Annotated in this window: 21 protein-coding genes; 15 read left to right on the top strand and 6 right to left on the bottom strand. The window is 43.8% G+C overall.

Features of this window, described 5'->3' with window-relative positions; all coding sequences use genetic code 11:
- Positions 1-73: 73 nt before the first annotated feature.
- The 3 genes from QZW82_RS04035 (at position 74) to QZW82_RS04045 (ending at position 3386) form a co-directional block, all read left to right on the top strand.
- Positions 74-1327, top strand: a complete 1254-nt coding sequence (locus QZW82_RS04035) for a glycosyltransferase (RefSeq protein WP_293144936.1) — start codon at positions 74-76, stop codon at positions 1325-1327.
- A 58-nt stretch (positions 1328-1385) separates the two neighbouring features.
- On the top strand, positions 1386-2459 hold the full coding sequence (locus QZW82_RS04040) for an NAD-dependent epimerase/dehydratase family protein (RefSeq protein WP_293144939.1): 1074 nt from the start codon (positions 1386-1388) through the stop codon (positions 2457-2459).
- A 120-nt stretch (positions 2460-2579) separates the two neighbouring features.
- Positions 2580-3386, top strand: a complete 807-nt coding sequence (locus QZW82_RS04045; protein ID WP_293144942.1) for a WecB/TagA/CpsF family glycosyltransferase — start codon at positions 2580-2582, stop codon at positions 3384-3386.
- Between the two features lie 200 nt (positions 3387-3586).
- Here the strand turns inward: QZW82_RS04045 and QZW82_RS04050 are convergent, their stop codons facing one another.
- Positions 3587-3862: a hypothetical protein gene (locus QZW82_RS04050; RefSeq protein WP_293144945.1), complete on the bottom strand. Its 276-nt coding sequence runs from the start codon at positions 3860-3862 to the stop codon at positions 3587-3589.
- Positions 3863-4003: 141 nt separating this feature from the next.
- On the opposite strand from QZW82_RS04050, the gene QZW82_RS04055 reads away from it, so the two are divergent.
- Complete coding sequence (locus tag QZW82_RS04055; RefSeq protein WP_293144948.1) at positions 4004-5467, top strand: Ig-like domain-containing protein; 1464 nt, start codon at positions 4004-4006, stop codon at positions 5465-5467.
- 444 nt (positions 5468-5911) lie between these two features.
- Positions 5912-7051: a transposase gene (locus QZW82_RS04060; RefSeq protein WP_293144951.1), complete on the top strand. Its 1140-nt coding sequence runs from the start codon at positions 5912-5914 to the stop codon at positions 7049-7051.
- 236 nt (positions 7052-7287) lie between these two features.
- Here the strand turns inward: QZW82_RS04060 and QZW82_RS04065 are convergent, their stop codons facing one another.
- Both QZW82_RS04065 and QZW82_RS04070 read right to left on the bottom strand, forming a co-directional pair.
- Positions 7288-8226: a class I SAM-dependent methyltransferase gene (locus QZW82_RS04065; protein ID WP_293144954.1), complete on the bottom strand. Its 939-nt coding sequence runs from the start codon at positions 8224-8226 to the stop codon at positions 7288-7290.
- Between the two features lie 394 nt (positions 8227-8620).
- The gene (locus tag QZW82_RS04070) at positions 8621-9589 is read right to left on the bottom strand and encodes a DUF362 domain-containing protein (RefSeq protein ID WP_293144957.1); all 969 of its coding nucleotides are present in this window, start codon (positions 9587-9589) and stop codon (positions 8621-8623) included.
- A gap of 81 nt (positions 9590-9670) precedes the next feature.
- Between QZW82_RS04070 and QZW82_RS04075 the strand changes: the two genes are divergently transcribed.
- Positions 9671-9874 carry a hypothetical protein gene (locus QZW82_RS04075; protein WP_293144960.1) on the top strand — a complete coding sequence of 68 codons (204 nt, stop codon included), beginning with the start codon at positions 9671-9673 and terminating at the stop codon, positions 9872-9874.
- Here QZW82_RS04075 and QZW82_RS04080 read toward each other — a convergent pair.
- Positions 9871-10197, bottom strand: a complete 327-nt coding sequence (locus QZW82_RS04080) for a hypothetical protein (RefSeq protein ID WP_293144963.1) — start codon at positions 10195-10197, stop codon at positions 9871-9873. The two genes, QZW82_RS04075 and QZW82_RS04080, sit on opposite strands and share 4 nt — an antisense overlap.
- 38 nt (positions 10198-10235) lie before the next feature.
- Between QZW82_RS04080 and QZW82_RS04085 the strand changes: the two genes are divergently transcribed.
- Positions 10236-10451 carry a hypothetical protein gene (locus QZW82_RS04085; protein ID WP_293144966.1) on the top strand — a complete coding sequence of 72 codons (216 nt, stop codon included), beginning with the start codon at positions 10236-10238 and terminating at the stop codon, positions 10449-10451.
- Positions 10452-10518: 67 nt separating this feature from the next.
- Here QZW82_RS04085 and QZW82_RS04090 read toward each other — a convergent pair whose 3' ends face one another.
- A complete protein-coding gene (locus QZW82_RS04090; protein ID WP_293144968.1) occupies positions 10519-11943 on the bottom strand; it encodes an aspartate ammonia-lyase in 1425 nt (474 codons plus the stop codon).
- Between the two features lie 526 nt (positions 11944-12469).
- Between QZW82_RS04090 and QZW82_RS04095 the strand changes: the two genes are divergently transcribed.
- The 8 genes from QZW82_RS04095 (at position 12470) to QZW82_RS04130 (ending at position 20412) form a co-directional block, all read left to right on the top strand.
- Positions 12470-12853 carry a hypothetical protein gene (locus tag QZW82_RS04095; protein WP_293144971.1) on the top strand — a complete coding sequence of 128 codons (384 nt, stop codon included), beginning with the start codon at positions 12470-12472 and terminating at the stop codon, positions 12851-12853.
- Positions 12854-13217: 364 nt separating this feature from the next.
- Positions 13218-13652 carry a hypothetical protein gene (locus tag QZW82_RS04100; protein WP_293144974.1) on the top strand — a complete coding sequence of 145 codons (435 nt, stop codon included), beginning with the start codon at positions 13218-13220 and terminating at the stop codon, positions 13650-13652.
- Positions 13653-13872: 220 nt separating this feature from the next.
- Positions 13873-14157, top strand: coding sequence for a peptidase (locus QZW82_RS04105; RefSeq protein WP_293144979.1), 285 nt, complete (start codon positions 13873-13875; stop codon positions 14155-14157).
- Between the two features lie 243 nt (positions 14158-14400).
- Positions 14401-16281, top strand: coding sequence for a hypothetical protein (locus QZW82_RS04110; RefSeq protein ID WP_293144982.1), 1881 nt, complete (start codon positions 14401-14403; stop codon positions 16279-16281).
- 512 nt (positions 16282-16793) lie between these two features.
- Positions 16794-18482, top strand: coding sequence for a DNA repair helicase XPB (locus tag QZW82_RS04115; RefSeq protein ID WP_293144985.1), 1689 nt, complete (start codon positions 16794-16796; stop codon positions 18480-18482).
- A 238-nt stretch (positions 18483-18720) separates the two neighbouring features.
- On the top strand, positions 18721-19443 hold the full coding sequence (locus tag QZW82_RS04120; protein WP_293144988.1) for an IS1 family transposase: 723 nt from the start codon (positions 18721-18723) through the stop codon (positions 19441-19443).
- A gap of 245 nt (positions 19444-19688) precedes the next feature.
- Positions 19689-20096, top strand: a complete 408-nt coding sequence (locus QZW82_RS04125; protein ID WP_293144991.1) for a DUF2281 domain-containing protein — start codon at positions 19689-19691, stop codon at positions 20094-20096.
- Positions 20083-20412 (top strand): type II toxin-antitoxin system PemK/MazF family toxin, encoded by a 330-nt coding sequence (locus QZW82_RS04130; RefSeq protein WP_293144994.1) that lies wholly within the window; start codon positions 20083-20085, stop codon positions 20410-20412. Before QZW82_RS04125 ends, QZW82_RS04130 begins: the two co-directional genes overlap by 14 nt.
- A gap of 90 nt (positions 20413-20502) precedes the next feature.
- Here the strand turns inward: QZW82_RS04130 and QZW82_RS04135 are convergent, their stop codons facing one another.
- Positions 20503-21219, bottom strand: coding sequence for a hypothetical protein (locus tag QZW82_RS04135; RefSeq protein WP_293144997.1), 717 nt, complete (start codon positions 21217-21219; stop codon positions 20503-20505).
- Between the last annotated feature and the right edge of the window lie 37 nt (positions 21220-21256).

The raw sequence follows: 21256 nt of genomic DNA on the forward strand, positions 1-21256 counted from the left end.
GCCCTGTTTAGTCGATGCCCAATTCCCAATTCCCGATGCCCAATTCCCTCTTTGCCAAATTACAAAATAACAAATGAAAGTTCTATTATCTGCGTTTGCTTGCGAACCAAATCTAGGCTCTGAAGAGGGAGTTGGATGGAATACTGTTATCCAATCTGCCAAACATCACGAAAGTTGGGTATTTACTCGGACGTTTTGTCGATCGTACATTGAAGCAGAACTAGAACGCAATCCAGTGCCTAACCTGCACTTTGTTTATTTCGATCCGTTTGGGTGGAGCGAAGATTGGAAGGGGAGACAGGGATTGCTGCAACTCCACTACTATCTGTGGCAACTCTGGGCTTATTTTATCGCTCGAAAGCTCGATCGCGAAATCGGTTTTGACATAGTACACCACGTAACTTATGTTAAACATTGGTCGCCAAGTTTCCTCGCACTGTTACCACATCCTTTTATTTGGGGGCCTGTCGGGGGTGCAGAAGCAGCACCAAAGCCTTTTTGGCAAGATTTTAGCCGCCGGGGCAAAATTTATGAAACACTGCGAGCATTAGCTCAAAGCGTAGGAGAACGCGATCCGTTTGTGGGGCTGACAGCGCGCCGCAGTGCCGTCGCCCTAGCAACTACCGAAGAAACAGCAGCTCGACTGCGATTTCTCAAAGCAAAAAATGTGAAAATTTTCTCCCAAGTCGGTTTGTCCCAGCAGGAAATTGAGGAACTAGAAAAATTTCCAACCCCGCCCGATCGACCAATTAGATTTATTAGTGTCGGTCGTCTATTACACTGGAAAGGAGTACACTTGGGACTCCGTGCATTTGCGGAGGCGAAGGTGGAAGAATCGGAATACTGGATTGTGGGAGACGGCCCGGAAAGGCAGCGTTTAGAAGCTTTGGCAACAGAATTAGGATTGGCAAATAAAGTATTATTTTGGGGAGCTTTACCGCGTACTGAAACTCTTGCAAAAATGGGCGAGTCTCATGTTCTCCTCCATCCGAGTTTGCACGACTCGGGAGGTTTTGTTTGTACTGAAATGATGGGGGTTGGGCGTCCTACGATTTGTTTGGATTTAGGTGGGCCCGCGACTCAAGTGACTGCTGAAACTGGCATTAAAGTCAAGGCTACCGACCCAGAAAATGTGACGAAAGGTCTAGCAGAAGCTATAGTGTGTTTAGCGCACGATCGTGAATTGCGATATCGCTTGGGTCGAGCCGGTCAAAAGCGCGTCAGGGAAATATATGATTGGAATATAAAAGGTAAATTTTTTGCCGAATTGTGCGAAGAATTGTGCGCCGAATTGTGCGAAGATGTATTCCAAGGCAAATCAGGATAACTTCTGATTTGTGCGATCGCACAAAACACAGAAAACTATATTTTTTAGGCGGTGAAACGTGAGCGTTGCAATTATTACTGGAGCGGCGGGTTTAATTGGATCCGAGGCTTGTAAATTCTTTGCCAAACAAGGTTTCGACATCGTTGGCATCGACAACAATATGCGTCAGTTCTTTTTTGGTGCTGATGGTTCTACTAATTGGAACCGCCAACAACTCGAAAAATCACTGGGAACAAAGTATTACCATTTAGATGTGGACATTCGCGACTATGAAGCGATTACCAATATCTTTCAGCGGTATGGCGAGTCGATCGAGTTAGTAATTCACACAGCAGCCCAACCCAGCCATGATTGGGCTGCCCGCGCTCCTAAAATAGATTTTACCGTCAACGCTAACGGTACTCTCAATCTTTTAGAAGTAACTCGCTTGTACTGTCCCAAAGCCGTTTTCATTTTTACTTCTACCAACAAAGTATACGGCGATACGCCCAACAAATTACCTTTAATTGAATTAGAACACAGGTGGGAAATTGAACCAGGTCACACTTACGAAGGTGGGATTCGGGAAGATATGTCAATCGATCAGTGCCTGCACAGTTTGTTTGGTGCGTCTAAGGTATCCGCTGATATTTTAGTTCAAGAATACGGTCGTTATTTTAATATGAATACGGCTTGTTTTAGGGGTGGCTGTCTGACTGGGCCCAATCATTCGGGAGCTCAATTACACGGATTTCTCGCCTACTTGATGAAGTGCGCCGTGACAGGAACTCCCTACACCGTCTTTGGGTACAAAGGCAAGCAAGTCCGCGACAACATTCACAGTGCTGATTTAATTTCTGCTTTTTATGAATTTTATAAAGCTCCCAGAAGCGCCCAAGTTTATAATACAGGAGGAGGCAGATATAGCAATTGTTCCATGTTAGAAGCCATCCAGATGTGCGAGGCAATTGCGGAACGCAAATTTAATTGGACATATGCAGAAGGGAATCGGATTGGCGATCACATTTGGTGGATTAGCGACAACTCAAAATTTTCCAGTCACTATCCTGACTGGAAAATGAAATATAACGTCAAACAAATCCTACAGGAGATTTATGAATGTAACCGCGAGCGTTGGCTGAAACAGGGTTAGAAGGATTGAGCAGTAACAACAAGAATTTGCTGGCATTTTTGGTAAAGATTGAATACAACGTTAAACAAATCCTACAGGAGATTTATGACTGTAACGGCTGTTGGCTTACAGAGGTGTTCTATGATCGATCTCGGGAAAAAGAATGTACTAGGCATATTAGTAAATGCCCTGAATTATGAAGCGGCTGTCAGCAAAATTATTGCGGCAGCCAACGCCGGAAAACCACTTTCAGTTTCGGCTCTAGCGGTGCACGGGGTAATGACAGGGGTTCTTGACAGCACTCACCGCTATCGGCTCAATCACATTGACTTAGTATTGCCGGATGGACAACCGGTAAGGTGGGCGTTAAATTTGCTCTACAATACGGGATTGCCCGATCGAGTTTGCGGGCCGAATGCGATGTTAGAAATCTGCGAACGTGCGGCCGAAGAAGGATTATCTATCTATTTGTACGGTTCTCATGCTTCTGTACTGGAGGCTTTGTCTCGCAATCTCTGCCAACTTTATCCCAAGTTAATTATTGCTGGAACTCAGCCTTCTAAATTTAGGCACGTTTCGCCGGAAGAGAAAAAGGAAATTGCGCTGCAAATTCGCAACAGCGGTGCAGCCATTACTTTTGTAGGTTTGGGCTGTCCGCGACAAGAAGTCTGGGCTTACGAATACCGGGATGACATATCAATGCCGCTGATTGCTGTAGGTGCAGCCTACGATTTTCATGCGGGTAATTTGGCTAAATCTCCCGATTTTTTATCTAAAATAGGTTTGGAATGGCTGTTTAGGCTGATGAAGGAACCCCGACGCCTCTGGCAGCGGTATGTTTTGTTGAATCCGCTTTATATCTGGCTGTTTTTGCTGCAAGCTTTCAAATTAAAAGAGTTCGACCCCAAAGACGCTACGCCGCCTGTGGAAGAAGTATTGTATGGTTGAATTTTCTCTATTGTGTTGTAAATAGTCAGTTTTGACAAATAAAAAGCCACAAGCTGAAAGTAGAAATAATAAATAATTATTTTAACTGGCAACTTTAAACTTGTGACGATTTAAATCGAGAATTAATGGGTTGTTTTCTGGGATTTTTGTTTTGCTTGCTTCGTAACTTGCTATTTAGATTGCTGAGGAACTAGCAGCCATCATTGTTCGACCGTTTGGGGGACTTGAACTCGACAGCCAGCACAGTTGCAGCCTGAAGTTATGAGGGCGAGGTCTCCTATTTTGTCAGAGTTGATTTCTGGCAGCGAGGATTGGGTTTCGTCTTGATTTATGTCTGGACTGGCCGATATTTCGCCATTGCGCTCGATGCTGAAATTTGGGGCAATTGGGGCGCTAGCATTGGCGGGATTTACCGCGAAGAGCATTAAGCTTAAAGAACCGGAGCATCCCAGTACAGTCAGTAGGTTTTTGTTCACGATCGCTTTCGAGTAGAGGGGAAAAATATTAGTTTAACAGACTGATTTGAGGCATCGCATAAAATTTAACTTTTATTTGAGATTGCTTGTTTGTATTGAAACAAGTTTGGGAATAAGTCTAGTCTAAATTCAGGCTTTTGTATGTTTGTGGGAAAATTAAAAAGGTTCGAGCCGATCGACCGCACGGCTGTATCATTGATTGTATTGCTGAGTTTCGCGATCGGGTTTTTGCTGGCTGTGGGCGATCGATCTTTACCGAAAGTGCGCGCTTTTAGCTGGGAAAACAAACAAGTAGGGGCGAGAGATACGGCTTTTGTCCTGACTTTCAGTCGCCCGATGGATCGTGCAAGCGTTGAAGCAAACCTGCACGTCGAGCCTCCTTTGCCGGGAAAATTTAGTTGGTCGGGGCGGCGGTTGGTATATACTTTGATCGCGCCTCCTGAGTACGATCGCACTTATACAATTTCTTTGCAACAAGCGCGGGAAAAACTAGGTTCTGACAAACAAGGAAAGGCGATCGCACCGTTTGTCAGTCAATTTAGCACGCCCGATCGAGCTTTTGTTTACACTGGCACAGAAGCCTCAGAAAAAGGGCGGTTAATTCTTTACAATCTCACCCGCAAACAAAAAATCATCCTCACTCCTGAAAATTTAGTAGTTAAAGATTATAGAATTTACCCGGCGGGCGATCGCATTTTATTTTCTGCTAGCGAATGGTCAAAATATCAGCCTGGTTTGTACGAACAATCCTTGTATGCCGTCACTACAGGCAGAAGTTCCGATCCGGCTCAAAAACCTGGCAGCATTCAGCAGATTTTAGGCAATCAAGACTATGAAAATCTCAAATTCGATCTGTCTCCTGATGGCAAGGCGATCGCGATTCAGCGAGCAAAGAGGGGCAATGCAGAGGACATTGGTTTGTGGGTAGTGCGATCGCAAACTTCGGTAGTGCCGCAGCGGTTGTTAAGTCATCCCGCAGGAGAATTTGCGATCGCCCCAGACAGCGCAACCCTAGCAAACCCGCAAGCCGACGGCATCGCCATTTTATCCCTAACACCAAACGTCAAACCTTTAGAATTCATACCATCTTTTCGGAGAGTATTCAGCTTCACTCCCGACGGCAGAGAATCGGCAATGCTCAAGTACAATAGCGATTTTACGCAGTCAATCTTTTTAGTAACCAACCAGGGATTGCAAAAAGAATTAATCCGCACCGCCGGAGAATTCATCAACTGTCAGTTTGACCCCAGAAATCCTCAGCTTTACTGCTTGTTAACCAGGCGCAAGCCAGGGAAAGAGTTTTCCGAACAACTCACCCTCGAAGCCATTGATTTGAAGACATTTAAAGTAAAACCATTGTTAGTTTTGCCGGATCGGATCGAGACAAAAATGAGTTTGTCGCCCGATGGGTTAGAATTGCTGTTAGATCGGGTAGTTGTCAAGAAATCAGAACCAGTCGCAGGAGATTTGAGAACAGATGGCGGAAGTGCGATCGACTCTTCAACTCTCATACTTTTAAACTTAAAAAACGCATCGGCATCTAATAATTCTCCATCGCCCGAAGACTTGCCTTTAAAAGGATTCCGCCCTCGCTGGCTGCCCTAAACAAATCTAAACTCCTGATTTTTTCATTGCTTCGTTTCTCTTTTCAGTTAAGGGTTATCATTGCTTCGTTCCTCTTTTCGGACAAAGTTTCGACAATAAGGATTGCAAATTAAATAATTTACACAAGTTTGTGGGATGGGCGTCCCGCCCGTCCCACAAGAACCATCAAATTGTAAGTTATTTATTCTCATTCCTAAGTTAACCGTATTGCAGTATGTAGAGCTGGTGAGTCAGGGGAGCATCTCAGTTTTGGTTGAATAGTGCGACATCGCTGGCGATCGCTTTAGAGAAGCTTTGCTATAGGGGGGTAAGAACAGTTCACAAAAATGTACCTAAATCTTACTAAATTTGCCCATTAAGTGTGCACTTGATGCTTAAATGAGCAAGTAAACCCCTTCGGAAGCAGCCGAACTTAAAGAAATCGTTCACAAATTTTAATCAGCTATGTACGCCATCAAACGAGAACTAAAACTTAATCATAAAGAACGTACCTTGATGGCAAGACATTCTGGTTATGCTAGATTTTGCTATAACTACGCCCTATCTCTTTACCAAGGAGTTAAAGAACTCCAAGGCGCTAGTAGTAAAAAAGTGGCGGCAATTGAACGAGTTTTTACCAACCATGTCAAGAAATTACCCGAATATCAGTGGACTACCACTTTGTCTTCCAGAGTTTATAAAACCACATTCCGGCATTTCGGTGAAGCACTATCCCGAAGTTTTCAAGGATTAGGAAAATTCCCCAGGTTCAAAAGGAAAAAAGATGGCGACTCTTTTACGGTGGATACTGCTGACTGGAATCATGCAATTTTGCTCAAACCGCAAAAGTCAATTAAAATTCCCACCTTAGGAACTTTTAGACTGAAAGAAGCTATCCCGTTTCCTTGTATGGCGCAGACATTTACAGTCTCCCGAACCGCCGATAAATGGTATGTTTCCTTCGCTATCAAAGCCCAAAAGATTCCACCTTTGTTTCACCCCGTTGTTGAAACGGTAGGTATTGACTTGGGTGTGTCAACTTTTGCTACTCTTTCCGATGGCAATTATTACGAATCTCCCCGTCCGCTCACCAAAGCGAAAACCAAGCTGAGTAAAACACAGTGGAGAAATCGCAACAAGCAATTGGGTAATAGAAAATTGGGTGTAAAAGCATCCAATAATGCCCACAAGCATTATCGTAGAATCGCCAAAATTCATGGGAAGACTGCTAATCAACGTCGAGACTTCTTGCAGAAAACTACAACAGAAATTAGCCAAAAATATGCCCACATTCGCATCGAAGATTTGAACGTAAGTGGGATGATAGCCAACCATAAATTAGCGGCTGCTATCTCAGATTGCGGTTTCTTTGAATTTCGGCGCGAGCTGGAATATAAGTCGGCTATGTACGGTACGACAGTTGAATTGGTTGACCGTTGGTATCCGTCATCAAAAACTTGTTCAAATTGTGGCACTATTCAGTCAATGCCGCTGAAAGAACGAGTTTTTTATTGTCAAAATTGTAATGCAATTATTAATCGTGACTTAAATGCCGCGATTAACTTGGCTCATTATTCATTCTCTGGTAAGGCCAGTTCGGTCTGAAGTTAAGCCTGTGGATAAGAAGGAGCCGACTCCCTTGGTGGAAGCAGGAAGTGAACATCAAATCCGCTATGAGTAGATTTGAGTAGGTTTCATAGAACGGAAAGTAGCACTAAGGCAAAAAAGACGTAATTGCCCAAGTGAAATGCACCCGTCCGTCATGCGTAAGTCCTGTCTTAGGTAATCGGAAGCCTCGCTTTTGAAATTCTCAAAGCTTTATTTCCCTTCCTTCGCTCTTACTATGGCTTTTGTACAACAATTCTGACTGAATCGTATTTTTTGTTGTCGGGAGCCAGAAATGTTTTCAGTAGTAACTTCCAAGCTTGGAGTTTACTGTTTGCTTTGGGCTTTACCATCCCAGGAGATTGCCTTGAATCGAGCGCATTCAAAATTTTTCTTTCATCCTCGATCCAACCGTTAGTAAATAGGCGATAGTAGCCATTAAACTCGGTAGAAATTACCTCAAATCCCACCTGTTCGCAGATAGCGCGCAAACTTTCCGGTGTGAAGAAATAAAAATGCCTTGGCACATCTAGATGGAGCCATGCAATCCCTGATTCTTTTAGCGCCCTACACGAGTTATTTGGTACTTCCATCACCAATTTGCCGCCCTCCGGGAGCAACTCCATGGTATTGCGGAGTGCCAGTAAAGGATTTATGGTATGTTCCAGTACGTGGTTCATAATAATCATGTCGTATTTTCTCGACGTGATTTCCGGGGGCAAAGATTCAGCAGTGCCATAATATACATCAAGATTTCGTTCCTCGGCGAAACGCAAAGCTTGTCTATCTGGTTCTACTCCCCAGACTTTGTGACCATCCAATTTGAATTCTTCCAGCAGTTTGCCATTGGCGCAACCGATTTCTAATATCGAGTAAGAAGAAGTCCCGAACTGCTGTTTCCACCATTGAGTGGTGACATCTACTCCCTTATCGAAACGCCAAGCTAGATGCGTCCGCAATTTATCGAAGAAGGAAATAGAAGATGGTGCTTCTGAGTCGGTAAATTCTGCATGGTGAGTATAGTAATCGTCGATGTCGTAGAAGCTCTCAATTTGATCGAGTTCTGGTAGAGGATGGAGGCATCCAAGTTGTGATTTTTGACACCAGTACAATTGAAATGACTCTTTATTTGCAGGTCTTCGCCAATCACCCGGGATGAATAACCAGGGTTTCATACTCTGTCCCGATATAAGGGAAACTACAGTAGGACTTAAGGGCTTCTGAGTTTGCATTGGAGTTCTCCTTATTTTACAGACTTGATGTACTGATAACCACCGGAGTTGCAGTTTACATCATGAAATCAGTGATCGCAGTTGAAAATTGTGTGTTCTGATACACAGTAGATGATTACCCTAAAATTATGAGGATTCAGAAACAGATTTCTCCGGCATGGTTGTTAGCTTAGCATCTTATTGAAGATAACTCATTGAATTTCACTACTCAGGACAGGTTTTAGTCAGGAATCAGGCTGGGATAGGGTTTGGGCTTTCTGGACAGCTCAAATTTAAACGGTAGAATGAGGGTTTGGGCCACTGCCCAAAAATGTCGAAATTATCTTAACTTGCTTTGTCACTTGTTCGATAAAAACACACTTGTTCCCTTATTTTCTTTGATAAAGCGGATATAAAGGTGCTTGAACACTGACTTAATCACCCGAGGCATCCCAAAGTCGATCGGCATCATATTTTCTGGTAACTTCCAATCGACAACCTTGAGAGTTTCCGGGCGCAACAGTGGAAAATCGAGTTCCTCCAAATTCGAGCACAGTCCCAATCTCATCGCCGCAGCTACAGTCGGAACCATTGCTGGATCGACATTAATAATTTCTACTAAAGTTCGATCCAAAGCAAACACATCACTGGACGCGCCCAAAATTCCTAAAAACTTAGGTTCGCCGCCGCTGGGCCCGTTACCTTCGTGACCGATAATCCCATCCAAAATCGTCAAATTTGGGTTAATTGTCCGGGCCGTTTCTACCAGCATTTGACCGAATCTGGCGCTATCTTTGCCAGCTTCCATGTGCCACCAAGCCTTCATTTTCCCGGGGACGCAGCCGAACAAGTTTTTGACGCCCATGGTGACGGTTAATTGAACGTGAGATTTGAGTTTGGGCAGATTAATCACCACATCAGCTTCCATTGCTTCTTTGCAAAGTCGGAGATGGTTGAAATCTTGGCTGACTGTTTCGTAGCGTTTTCCTTTAAACTCTACTACTGGCAAATTTAGTTCTGCCAACAGTGGCAAATAACCGTTGGCTTTAGCGACACCCATGGCGCTACCAAAAGCGGGACTGTCTCCTAAAAACGGTTTGCCGCCCGCTTCGATGACCATTTTCGCTACGCAGTAAACTAATTCCGGGCGGGTGACGCATTCTTTGGTAGGGCGAGCACCTGTCAGGAGGTTGGGTTTTAGTAAAACTCGATCGCCCGATTTGACAAAAGCCGAGATTCCGCCCAAGGGTGCGAGCAGGTTTTCTAAGGATTTTTGGAGTTTTTGGCGATCGTATGAATTGGCCTGAATTAAACTAACAGCAGACATAATGATTCAGTTGACAGTTGACAGTTGACAGTTGACAGTTGACAGTTGACAGTTGACAAAAGAAGGAAGAGGATTGGAGTAATGAATCGTGTTCTTTTAATTTCTCCCGATCGGGGTTCCGGCTTTAAACTAATTTTTTTTCGGAATCGGGAATTGGTAATGGGTAATTGGCGATCGAGAATTGGCAGGAGAAATGGATTATTAGTATTTTTTTACTTCGTGATTACCAATTACCAAGTACCAATTACCAATTATCCATTACCAATTACCAATTACCAAGTTTAAGTAGACATCGGCAATCTGCCAGAAGCAGCCCGCTGCATGGTACTAACTCGCAGGGAGTTAGAGAAAATTCCTTGACCTTGAAGTTCCGGGATAGCAGGTTTAACTTCCACTTTCACCAACCGGGCCGTGCAGATAAAAACCGTTTGATCGACTAGATGAAAAGTCAACCAAGGTTGATTTAACAAATTTAGCACTTCCTCTTGAAATTCTTGTGCAGGCATCGGAACAGTAAAGGTTTCCGTGTGACCTTCCACATAATGAAATGTCACTTGAGTGGTGTTCTCTTTATCTTGAGTTACTTTGCCAAAGGAACCTGCGCGCATAAATATTGCTCCCAAACTTTAGAGTTGAAAAGATTAAGATGGCGGTTGAAACCGCGTCTAAACAAACGAAGATGGCGGTTGAAACCGCGTTTAAACAAACGAAGACGGCGGTTGAAACCGCGTCTAAACAAACGAAGACGGCGGTTGAAACCGCGTCTAAACAAACGAAGACGGCGGTTGAAACCGCGTCTAAACAAACGAAGACGGCGGTTGAAACCGCGTCTAAACAAACGAAGTCCACCTCCGTGGACTGAAGAAAATAATGTAATTTTAACCGCCGGTTTTCTTCTCCCAAGGGCATTGGCTTATACCTGCGATCGCCTAAACATTAGCAGAAGATACTGGCATCGCACTCATTTTCTCCAAATCCAGAACTGTTGCCAAGTCTTCTGCACTCATTAAACCGCGTTCCAGCACAATTTGCCGCAAAGATTTGCCGGTTTCGAGAGATTCTTTGGCGACGGCGGCGGCGTTGAGATAGCCGATGTGAGTATTGAGGGCGGTAACGAGGGCGAGACTGCCTTCTGCGTAGGCGAGACATCGATCGCCATTGGCTTCAATTTTGTCGAGGCATTTGGTTGTTAGGGCGCTGATGGTGTTGCCCAAAATTTCGATGCTGTGAATCAGATTGTAGGCGATCAGGGGCATCATCACGTTCAATTCTAATTGTCCTGCTTGGGCTGCTAGGGCGATCGCGCTATCGTAACCCATAACTTGAAAACAAACCATCGATGTCATTTCTGCCATCACCGGATTGTATTTCCCAGGCATAATGGACGAACCAGGTTGGACGGGAGGCAGTTGAATTTCCTTGAAACCCGTTTTTGGCCCCGAGTCCATCAAACGCAAGTCGTGGGACATTTTAACGCAATCCTGAGCTAGATTTCGGATGGCGCCGGAGACATTGACAAACGGCGCCATACTCTGCATTGCTGCCATTAAATGTGGTGCTGGTTTCAGAGGTTTTTGGATTAACTCCGAAAGAATTTGAGCGACTTTTTCGCAGTATTCTGGGTGAGTGTTTAAGCCAGTTCCCGCGGCACTTCCGCCCAATCCCAAGGATGTTAAATCTCCGGAAGCAGTGGCAATTCTGGCACTGTGCTCTCTAAGAATCTGTGCCCAAGCGCGGAAGGTTTCGCCGAGTCGCACCGGGACGGCATCTTGCAGGTGAGTGCGGCCGGATTTGACGATATTGTGGAATTCTAAGGCTTTTTTGTCCAGGGATGCGATCGCCCCAGACAAAGCTGGAAACAAAGTTTTTTCCAAAGCCAACAATCCGCCAATCCGAATTGCAGTTGGAATCACATCATTGGTTGATTGACCGTAGTTTACGTGATCGTTGGGACTAACGCGCTTGTAGTTACCTTTTTCATCGCCCATAATTTCCAAAGCGCGATTGGAAAGAACTTCATTGACGTTCATGTGGTGAGAAGTTCCGGCGCCTGCTTGGTAGACATCAACGACAAATTGATCGCGTAAATTTCCCGCTAAAACTTCATCAGCCGCTTTAATCAGTGCTGCGCTGATATCTTCAGGAATGCAGCCGAGTTTACCGTTAGCTATGGCGGCAGCTTTTTTAATTAAAACGCAAGCATCGACGTAAGTTGATAAAGGCTTAATACCGCTAATTGGAAAATTTTCAACGGCGCGCAGAGTTTGGATGCCGTAGTAAACAGTAGATGGGATTTGTTTGTCTCCCATCGAGTCGCTTTCGGTGCGGTAGGTGATGGTTGGCTGTTGAGTCATGTCGTCTGGTTTGCGATAATTAGGAAGTGTACAATTTTTTGGGTAACACCGCGCTGCGGGTGTTTTTACTGTACCGCACCCGCTGGCGACTGTGCAGTAATCTGTAATTTGCGATCGCCTAGAATTATCTCACATCAAGCGTGTTTCATCTAAAATCTCAAATCGGAAAATGGAAAATCGACAGTCTCGATCGCCCAAAATTATCTCACATCTCGGGGCTCCCTCTGCAATCAAGTTGGCGTTCAACAGTTGACAGTTGACAGTTGACAGTTGACAGTTTGAGAACGACCTCTACCCAGAAGTCCGAGGATTGGAGTAATGAATAGTCTGATTTTAATTTCTCCCGCTCGGGGTTGGGGCTTTCAACCAATTCTTTCTGGTAAGGGCGATCGCGCGCAGACAGCCCCAGTTAGCTATAATCTTACAAGCAAACAAATTTCCATCTTACTGTTAAACTCCCATGAACAAACCAGCAAAAAAAATCAAACACCCGATAAATTATTTGATAATCGGCTTAAGTATCTCGATGATTTTTCCGGCTTCAGTAAAAGCTATATCCAGCATTGTTTCCTCGCCAGTAACTTCCGAAAACCCTGCCGTTTTAATGGCTAAGGTTCAGCAGCGAATCCAGTTCAAAAAAGGTACTCATTCAGCCGAAATCAAAGGAGGAGTAGCGCGAGGCACTGTCAATACTTATTTGATTAAAGCTAAAAAAGGGCAAAAGATGAAGATCGAGATCCAATCCCTTGAGAAAAATGCTGTTTTTAACATCATAGACCCAAACACAAAGACGATAGTTAAAGAATCAAAAGCCTGGTCTGGAGAATTGAGCGAAACAGGAGATTATGAAATAGCTGTCGGCACAGAAAGAGGAGGCGCAAGTTACAATATGTCAGTTTCGATTAAGTAATATTTTGATGTTAGATTTAGGTTGTTAAACTTTGCGAGTTAGAACATTACCTAAATTCCCGAAACCCTGTTTTTTAAACTCGCGCAACCGTCTATAGCGATTCTCGCATCATTTGTGTAATTATTGTAGGGACTCGATGGCCCGCGATCGCGCTATAGATAAGGGGTAGGCACGGGGGCACTACCCCTACAAATCGATCTGAATCATTTAGGATTGCCACAGACAATGACGGTGTTAGCAGTACGGCTATCTTACCTCTGCTGCTAACTGCGATCGATCGCAAAAATTGCAGATTATTTCACCAAGCTATCTGCTGTTTTTGTGGCAAAATAGAGAGTACTATTAATTTTTTTGAGGATTGTTCATGGCTCGTTTAAATCAAATTCTTGTGGTTGGTGCGTTCACCCTTCTGGCTTTGGCTGGTTGCGACGGCGCCCAGGAAGCTTCCACTCCGAAGACTTCACCTTCACAAATTCCTGCTGCTACTGCTGTAAGCACATCTGACAAAGCAGCATCTCCCGCTAGCTATGCAGAGTTGCTCAGTGTAGTTACTAATACCAAAGCAGCAGTTCAGACTGGAAACTTTGCCAAAGCCAAAACTGAATTTGACAAGTTTGAGACTGCTTGGAAGAAAGTAGAAGACGGCATCAAGAAAAAATCGCCTAAAAGCTACGATGCAGTTGAAGAAACTGCCGAGAAAGTAATGGCAGAACTGAAAAAAACAAAGCCTAGTAAAGACCAAGTGCTGGCACAATTGCAATCTCTTGAAAAAACTATTAGTAGCATTCCTAAGTCCTAATATCGACTACTAACTGCTTGATTCTAGTGTCTTATACGCAGAAGCCGAGTTTTTCAACTCCGTAATTGGTTCTCAACTTGAATACAAGTTAAAAACTCTGGTTTTTCTGGGTCAGAGTGCATAATTTATGTAATAATTATATGCTCGGACTTACGCATAAACAAGCACTCAATGCTCCCTTCTACTATAACCTCAGTATTCTCAAAACTTGAACATTATTATGAATAGAGGATTTCGCAAGTACCACCGCATTATAGGCATTATTGTTGCTTTGCCGATCGTGCTGACCGTTTTGACTGGAATGGCTATCACAATCATCCGAGAGTGGCCCCTTGGTATAGAAATTTCATCGAGATTCTTGTTGAAAATTCATACAGGCGAAATCTTTCACTTGCAAGCAATTTACCCAATTTTAAACGGATTGGGAATGCTCGGCTTGCTTGTGACAGGTTTAAGTATGTCGGGTTTGTTTGGTAGAAGAAAACAGCCAACCTCAAACGATTAAAAGTAAAGATGCGAGACACTAACGAAGAACTTGATGATGACTGTTGAACCGGGTAATTTTAGGGTGAAAAATATTCCCTTAAAAATTAAAACGGATAATCTATACATCGTTCCGGTTCATCGTACCGTAACTGTTTAACCAAATTTCTGGAGTTTTGTAACAAAAGTTCAAGTTTTGCATCCGGTAAAGTTGTTATATTTGGGTTGCAAAAACAATTTTGAAGCGGGCGCATTGTCAAATATTATGTCGCGTAACACAGCCATAAATAACCTGTTTAGCCTCCAACAGGCACTAGAAGGAATAATTGTTGACGATTTAAAAAAGCTCAAAGCATTATTACCCGATCCTCGTAAATTAACCCGTAAAGCGGATCTGGTTGATGGAATTAAATCGCAATTGCGGGGAGAGAACCTTCGGAAGGTGTGGGCGAAATTAGACGACCTTCAAAAAGCGGCTGTAGCTGAAGTTATACATGGGGAAGATGGTATTTATTTTCCGGAGATATTTAGCGCAAAATACGGAGAACCAGCAAATCTTGGAACAAGCGATCGCTATGGAAGTAACAGAGAACCATCACTGCTATGCTTGTTTATTTATGGCAGGCAGATCCCCTACGATTTAGAAGAAGAATTGCTAAAATTTGTTCCACCACCCGAAGAAGCCACGTTAGATAATGTTGGTGAAACAGTCCAAAATCAGGTTAAACTCCGCGTTCAAAGATATAACTACAGTACAAAACAAAAGGAGATAGAAGAATACGATATTCCCTTGACTTCTTGTGAAACACAGTTGGCAGCTACAAAGGATTTTGCAGCGGTTTTGCGTCTGATTCAGTCGGGTAAAGTTGCTGTTAGCGATAAAACTGGTTTGCCTACTGCTGGAAGTGTAAAGGCGATCGCCTCTATATTGCAAGGTGGTGATTTTTATAATGAGGAACAGCGCCAAATTACCCTAGCCAAGGATAGCGACTACGATGATGAAGTATTCGCTGAAATCGGTAGCATCAAGCCCTTTGCTTGGATAATGATAGCCCAAGGAAGCAAGTTCGCGGAACGATCGGGCAAAAAGCTAGTTTTGACGAAAGCGGGACAAAAAGCTTTACTAGAATCACCCGCCAAAGGTTTACAGACAGCATGGAAACGCTGGTTAAAGACAAAAATCTTTGATGAATTTCGCCGCATTGATGCGATTAAAGGACAAACTGGGAGGGGCGCAAATGGCATGACGGATGTGACGTGGCGGAGAGATGCGATCGTCACTGTGCTCGCAGAATGTCCTGTAGGTAAGTGGGTTATGTTTCATGACTTTAGTAAATATCTAGTCGCAACGGGCCATAGGTTTGAGGTGACTGAGGAACCCTACTGTCTGTATATTGGTGAAGCTGGATATGGGAACTTATCAGAATTGGGTGGTTACAGTTGGCCGATTCTGGAAGAACGATATATGCGCTGTTTTTTGTTTGAGTATGCTGCAACTTTGGGAATCATTGATGTTGCATATGTCGATCCGTTACTCATACCATCCGATTATGACTATCTTTGGGGAACGGACTATCTGGAATTCTTGAGTCGTTATGATGGCTTAGTATATTTTCGTTTGACAGCTTTGGGGGCTTATTGTTTGGAGTTGACGGATAAGTATACTCCGCCAGTAATTGAGGTTCGTCAAACGCTGCGGGTATTGCCGAATCTAGAAATTATTGCGGCGGGAGATGGTGTCGAGACATCTGATGCGATCGTCCTTGATGTCTATACTAAGAAAGTTTCGGATGTGGTGTGGCGACTCGATCGCCCAAAAATCTTTGCAGCCATTGAAAACGGATATCCATTAGCCGAGTTTACAGAGTTTTTGGACGCCCGGAGTATTGAACCGCTGCCGCAAACTGTGCAACAATTTCTGACGGATGTTACAGAGCGATCGAATAGCGTGCAAGATATAGGTACTGTCAGGTTGATCGAATGTACTACCGCCCATTTAGCATTGCTGATTGCAAATGATTCCCGTACTAAAAAATTCTGTCAGTTGGCGGGCGATCGCACTTTAGCGGTTCCATTGGGCCAGGAAACGAAATTTCGCACCGCCCTGCGGCAAATGGGTTATGTCTTACCCCAGAGCGATAAATAATACGCCTGATAGTATTAGTCTCAACAATGGCGACTTTTGTATCTTTCGTTTATAGCCGAGGCCAGATCCCCCTAAATCCCCCTTAAAAAGGGGGACTTTGAGAAGCATCCTGTCCCCCCCCCCAAATCGTTGCGGGGGCTAGGGGGGAAAAACCCTAATCGCCAGTATTTGTAGGGTGCGTCGCTGGCGATAAATCCCTAAAAAGATATACAATCTCGATCGCGACGCACCTTTGACATAGACTGGAGCAAATAAACTAAACATTTCTGATCGAGCAAACTTCTTTCTGTCTTTCTGTCTTTCTGTCTTTCTATCTTTCTTTCTGTCTTCAATCCGTTACATCCGTTACAAAATCCGTTGCCGAACTTCTTTATTCCATTTTTTTACCCGATCGCGAAGTCGAAGCGCCTTCTTCCTTCTATCAACTAAGAGGGCGGGCACGGGGGCACCGCCCCTACAAACTATCAACTGCCAACTGTCAACTGTCAACTGTCAACTGTCAACTGTTAATTATGAGTTATGTTGCTGAAAATGCTTTGATCGTGCAAAGCGATCGCTCAATTTTACTAGAAGTTCACGCCCCTACAGCGAAATTAGCACGAGAAGCGATCGCACCTTTTGCGGAATTAATCAAAAGTCCCGAACACATCCACACCTATCGGATCACGCCCTTAAGTGTCTGGAATGCCCGGGCGGCGGGAATGTTAGTTGAATTGATGATCGCAGCGCTGCGAAAGTATGCTAAATATGATATTCCCGAATCGGTAGCGCAGGAAATTGAACTACTCGGTACGCGCTACGGATTGACGGTAATTGAAAGGATTGATGCAGAAAATCCCGATTTACAACTGCGGATTGTCGATCGCCCGCTGACGGAGTTGTTAGTGCGGGAAGAGCGCGTAAAACCGTTGTTAGGTAAGCGGATCTCGGATCTTTGCTTTCAAGTTGATGCGGGAAATCGCGGTGTACTCAAACAAGCTTTGCTAGCAGTAGGTTATCCGGCGGAAGATTTGGCTGGATATGTGGAAGGTGCCGAGTTGGCGATTGCGTTGCGCGATCGCACTTTAGGAGGCGACTTACCCTTTAATTTGCGCGCCTATCAAAAGGAAGCCGTAGAGGCATTCTATCAAGGAGGAGAGGTTAGAGGTGGCAGTGGGACGATCGTCCTACCGTGCGGGGCTGGTAAGACGATTGTGGGGATGATTGCGATGAGTTTGGTGCAGCAAAAGACGCTGATTCTCACCAGCAGTTTGACTTCGGTGCACCAGTGGCGCAGGGAAATATTGGACAAGACGAGTTTAACTGAAGATGCGATCGCGGAGTACAGCAGCAACAGCAAAAAAACGGCTTCTGTAACTCTCTCGACTTACCAAATGCTCAGTTATCGATCGACTAAAGATGATGAATTCCCGCACTTCGAGTTATTTAACGCGCAATCCTGGGGACTGATTATTTATGATGAAGTCCATCTATTACCTGCACCAATATTTCGGATTACCGCTGAATTGCAAGCGCGGCGTAGGTTGGGTTTGACTGCGACATTGATTCGCGAAGACGGGAAAGAAGGCGATGTTTTCACGCTAATTGGCCCGAAGCGCTATGACGTACCTTGGCGCGAATTGGAAGGACAGGGATTTATTGCTACAGCCAATTGTACCGAAATCCGCGTCGCCCAAAATGAGGCCGAAAAAATGGAATATGCCCTCGCGCCCCGCCGCAGCCAGTTTCGGATTGCTGCTGAAAATCCGGGTAAGTTGGATGTGGTGCAAGGTTTGTTGCAAAAGGAGGCGGGACACCGTATTTTAATTATTGGTGAGTATCTCGAACAGTTAGATGCGATCGCCCGAGTTACCGATTTGCCGCTGATTACGGGGAAGACAAAACAGGTTGAGCGCGATCGGTTATACGAAGCATTCCGCCACAAAGAGATTCCCGGATTAATTCTATCTCGCGTGGGCAACTTTGCCGTCGATTTACCCGATGCCGACGTGTTAATTCAAGTATCAGGTAAATATGGTTCTCGCCAAGAAGAAGCGCAGCGCCTGGGACGGATTCTCCGGCCTAAATCTGATGGACATACTGCGAGTTTTTATACATTAGTTTCGCTACAAACTTGCGAGGAGGATTTTGCGCGGCACCGCCAACTGTTTCTGACTGAACAGGGCTACAGTTATACTATTGAGGTTCAAGGCGATGGTTAGTTCGCTTTGCAGGATAGACTTGTTACAATATTAACGCGCTAGTAATTGCCGACTTGATGGTGGAGTTAGATGAGTAAAAGCTTTAATTTGGAGTTCAGATTTTACTGGTACATTATAGCATTTACTTCGCCCAAACCCGCAATTATGCTCTTTAGTTGAGCAAACTAAACTTGGTAGTGCCTTGAAGGAAAGGATCGAGTAAGTTACTATTAGAGAGAAGTGTTTACCATAGCGTGATATGACAGTAGAGATAGTCCATTGTCCTAATTGTAGCTCAAAAGAAGTTAGTCGGAACGGTAAAACTCGGCATGGTAAACAAAATTTTAAATGTCGAGATTGTGGTCGTCAATTTGTTTTAAATCCTGAATGGAAGCCTATTACAGAAGAGCAAAAAGAGTTAATGTCACGGATGCTACTTGAACGTATTTCTCAGGCAGGGATTGCTCGGGTACTTCAAGTGTCAGAAGATACAGTGCAGCGATACGTTAATAGCCAAGCGGCTGCTGTTAAGAAGCAAGTGGACGTGACTCCCAAGGAAAAAAAACGCTTGAATGTTCAGATGGATGAGTTATGGTCATTCGTTGATAGTAAAGGAAATCAGCAGTGGGTCTGGCTGGCATTGGATGCCCAGACTAGGGAAATTGTTGGTGTACATATTGGGGATCGTAGCGCAGTATCGGCTCAAGCTTTATGGGATTCAATACCACCAGTGTATCGTCAATGTGCAGTAATTTATACCGACCATTGGAGTGCTTATGATTCTGTATTGCCCAGTAAACGTCATCAGAGTGTAGATAAAGATAGTGGTTTGACTAGCTATATCGAGCGGTTTAACTGTACTATTCGACAACGAGTATCTCGACTGGTAAGAAAGAGCTTAGGCTTCTCTAAAAAATTAGAAAATCATATTGCTGCAATTTGGAGGTTTGTGCATCATTATAATGCTAATTTACAACTCTAAATGCCTACTTTTCTTTGAGTTCAGTTTATTCTCTCGATCCTTTCCTTCAGGGCACTACCCTAAACTTAGCTGCGTGACAAATAAACTAATAGGTGCATCTCAATGAATGCAAATATCCTCGTAGGGGCGAAGCATTTCGGCAGTAAATCTCTGATTCTGGTTCATAAATTATGTGCCGAAATGCTTCGCCCTTGCCCAAAAGAGATGCACCCTAAACTGATCGACGCTTAAGGAAGGTAATTCATATGCCAGAAACAATTAATTTTGAGCAAGCTGTGTTAGAGAATCTGCGACAATTGCCAGCAGAGAAACAACAGGAAGTGCTTGATTTTGCACAATTCCTCGTGCAAAAAGTGGAACACAAAAAGCAGTTACCCAGCGAAAGTTCTGAATCTAACAATTCGCCAACAACCGCACCTACCCTCAAGCTATCACTTAGAGAAATTGCTAGATTGCCGATCGCAGAACGCCATAAAATACTAGCACCATATATAACAGCTACAGCCGAAGATTTTTTGAATTATCCTGAATTAACCGAGTTTTCGGTACTTGATGGCGAAGAATCTTTAATTGACTCAGCTATTACTCGCAGCCACGAGGCTTTTTTGAACAGCTACGCACCCGAAGACGAAGGACTTTATGATGACTATTGAACCGGGTGATTTTTGGGTAGCAAATATTCCCTTTACAAATGGCGCAGACTTTAAAAAACGTCCCGTACTTTTACTGTGGCTGGATGGCGAAGATGTGGTAGCAGCAGCCGTCACCTCTGCAAAACCCCGCAGCCAAACTGATGTATTTCTTAATGATTGGGCAGCTAGCGGTTTGCGCGTTGCTTCAACAGTACGCTTGTCTAGATTGGATAGTCTGGAAAAGTCTTTGTTACTGGCGAAAATCGGACAAATTTCTCAATCAGATGCAGAAGTAGTGAAACGAATTTGGGATTTGTACGTTAAGCCTCAATTCTAATATTTAAGCGATCGCCCTTACAACTCCCTCAACCCATGCCCAACCACAATACTTAATAAAAACTTTTCTAAATCTAGTAAAATTTGACATCTACCGATATCTGAGTGAAAATCGTCTTATTTCATTAGCAGCTTCTTGGCGTAGATTTATTGATTCAAGCCCACCTAGCTCTTGCCACACCACATTAATAGGCATAAGTACGCCATTATTTACTTGAATAACAGGGTATTCACAACCTGGATATTGTTCTCTAATAACCCAATCACCTTTTACTCTGCGTCGCATAACCTCTCCTACATAGGCAATTAAATTATCGTATAAATCAGCTTGAAGTTTTTCATATCCATAACTTTCAGCCTTGCTAGATACAATGTCTAAACTTTTGTATGAATAATCCAACTCCTCATCCAAAATATCCAAATAAATTGTTAACTCATTAATTAATTCATCAACCTTGTTAACAAGCTGTAATTTATTTTTTGAAAAATACATCCAATGACTTACAGAATTACCGCGATTATTAGCATAATCATCCCTCACCTTCTGTGTCCATCGAATCATGTGCAGAAAATATTCTTTAGAGTAAATATCTCCTCTACCAGGAATTGAAAATCCTTTTGGATCGAAAACAAATAGAAATCTATCATTTGATAACTCATAAACTTGAGGCCGATCTTTGTATCCAGTGCTATAAGTTTTCTCAAAGAATTTTGTAAACTCCTCATGGAGTCTTCCCTCAGATTCTATTAATTCCTGAACCTGATTTCTTTTGAGCCGTTTTGCATTAAGAGATTTCTTCTTTCCCATTTTGCTAATAAATTTGAATTCAACTAATACCTATCCA

The sequence above is a fragment of the Microcoleus sp. bin48.metabat.b7b8b9.023 genome (assembly GCF_013299185.1).
In the GTDB taxonomy this organism is placed as follows: Bacteria; Cyanobacteriota; Cyanobacteriia; order Cyanobacteriales; family Microcoleaceae; genus Microcoleus.

Bases quoted from the DNA above. Each gene is read 5' to 3' on its own strand.
- QZW82_RS04035 (WP_293144936.1), top strand. From the start codon at position 74: ATGAAAGTTCTATTATCTGCGTTTGCTTGCGAACCAAATCTAGGCTCT.
- QZW82_RS04045 (WP_293144942.1), top strand. From the start codon at position 2,580: ATGATCGATCTCGGGAAAAAGAATGTACTAGGCATATTAGTAAATGCC.
- QZW82_RS04055 (WP_293144948.1), top strand. From the start codon at position 4,004: ATGTTTGTGGGAAAATTAAAAAGGTTCGAGCCGATCGACCGCACGGCT.
- QZW82_RS04060 (WP_293144951.1), top strand. From the start codon at position 5,912: ATGTACGCCATCAAACGAGAACTAAAACTTAATCATAAAGAACGTACC.
- QZW82_RS04065 (WP_293144954.1), bottom strand. From the start codon at position 8,226: ATGAAACCCTGGTTATTCATCCCGGGTGATTGGCGAAGACCTGCAAAT.
- QZW82_RS04070 (WP_293144957.1), bottom strand. From the start codon at position 9,589: ATGTCTGCTGTTAGTTTAATTCAGGCCAATTCATACGATCGCCAAAAA.
- QZW82_RS04075 (WP_293144960.1), top strand. From the start codon at position 9,671: ATGAATCGTGTTCTTTTAATTTCTCCCGATCGGGGTTCCGGCTTTAAA.
- QZW82_RS04080 (WP_293144963.1), bottom strand. From the start codon at position 10,197: ATGCGCGCAGGTTCCTTTGGCAAAGTAACTCAAGATAAAGAGAACACC.
- QZW82_RS04085 (WP_293144966.1), top strand. From the start codon at position 10,236: ATGGCGGTTGAAACCGCGTCTAAACAAACGAAGATGGCGGTTGAAACC.
- QZW82_RS04090 (WP_293144968.1), bottom strand. From the start codon at position 11,943: ATGACTCAACAGCCAACCATCACCTACCGCACCGAAAGCGACTCGATG.
- QZW82_RS04095 (WP_293144971.1), top strand. From the start codon at position 12,470: ATGATTTTTCCGGCTTCAGTAAAAGCTATATCCAGCATTGTTTCCTCG.
- QZW82_RS04100 (WP_293144974.1), top strand. From the start codon at position 13,218: ATGGCTCGTTTAAATCAAATTCTTGTGGTTGGTGCGTTCACCCTTCTG.
- QZW82_RS04105 (WP_293144979.1), top strand. From the start codon at position 13,873: ATGAATAGAGGATTTCGCAAGTACCACCGCATTATAGGCATTATTGTT.
- QZW82_RS04110 (WP_293144982.1), top strand. From the start codon at position 14,401: ATGTCGCGTAACACAGCCATAAATAACCTGTTTAGCCTCCAACAGGCA.
- QZW82_RS04115 (WP_293144985.1), top strand. From the start codon at position 16,794: ATGAGTTATGTTGCTGAAAATGCTTTGATCGTGCAAAGCGATCGCTCA.
- QZW82_RS04120 (WP_293144988.1), top strand. From the start codon at position 18,721: ATGACAGTAGAGATAGTCCATTGTCCTAATTGTAGCTCAAAAGAAGTT.
- QZW82_RS04125 (WP_293144991.1), top strand. From the start codon at position 19,689: ATGCCAGAAACAATTAATTTTGAGCAAGCTGTGTTAGAGAATCTGCGA.
- QZW82_RS04130 (WP_293144994.1), top strand. From the start codon at position 20,083: ATGATGACTATTGAACCGGGTGATTTTTGGGTAGCAAATATTCCCTTT.
- QZW82_RS04135 (WP_293144997.1), bottom strand. From the start codon at position 21,219: ATGGGAAAGAAGAAATCTCTTAATGCAAAACGGCTCAAAAGAAATCAG.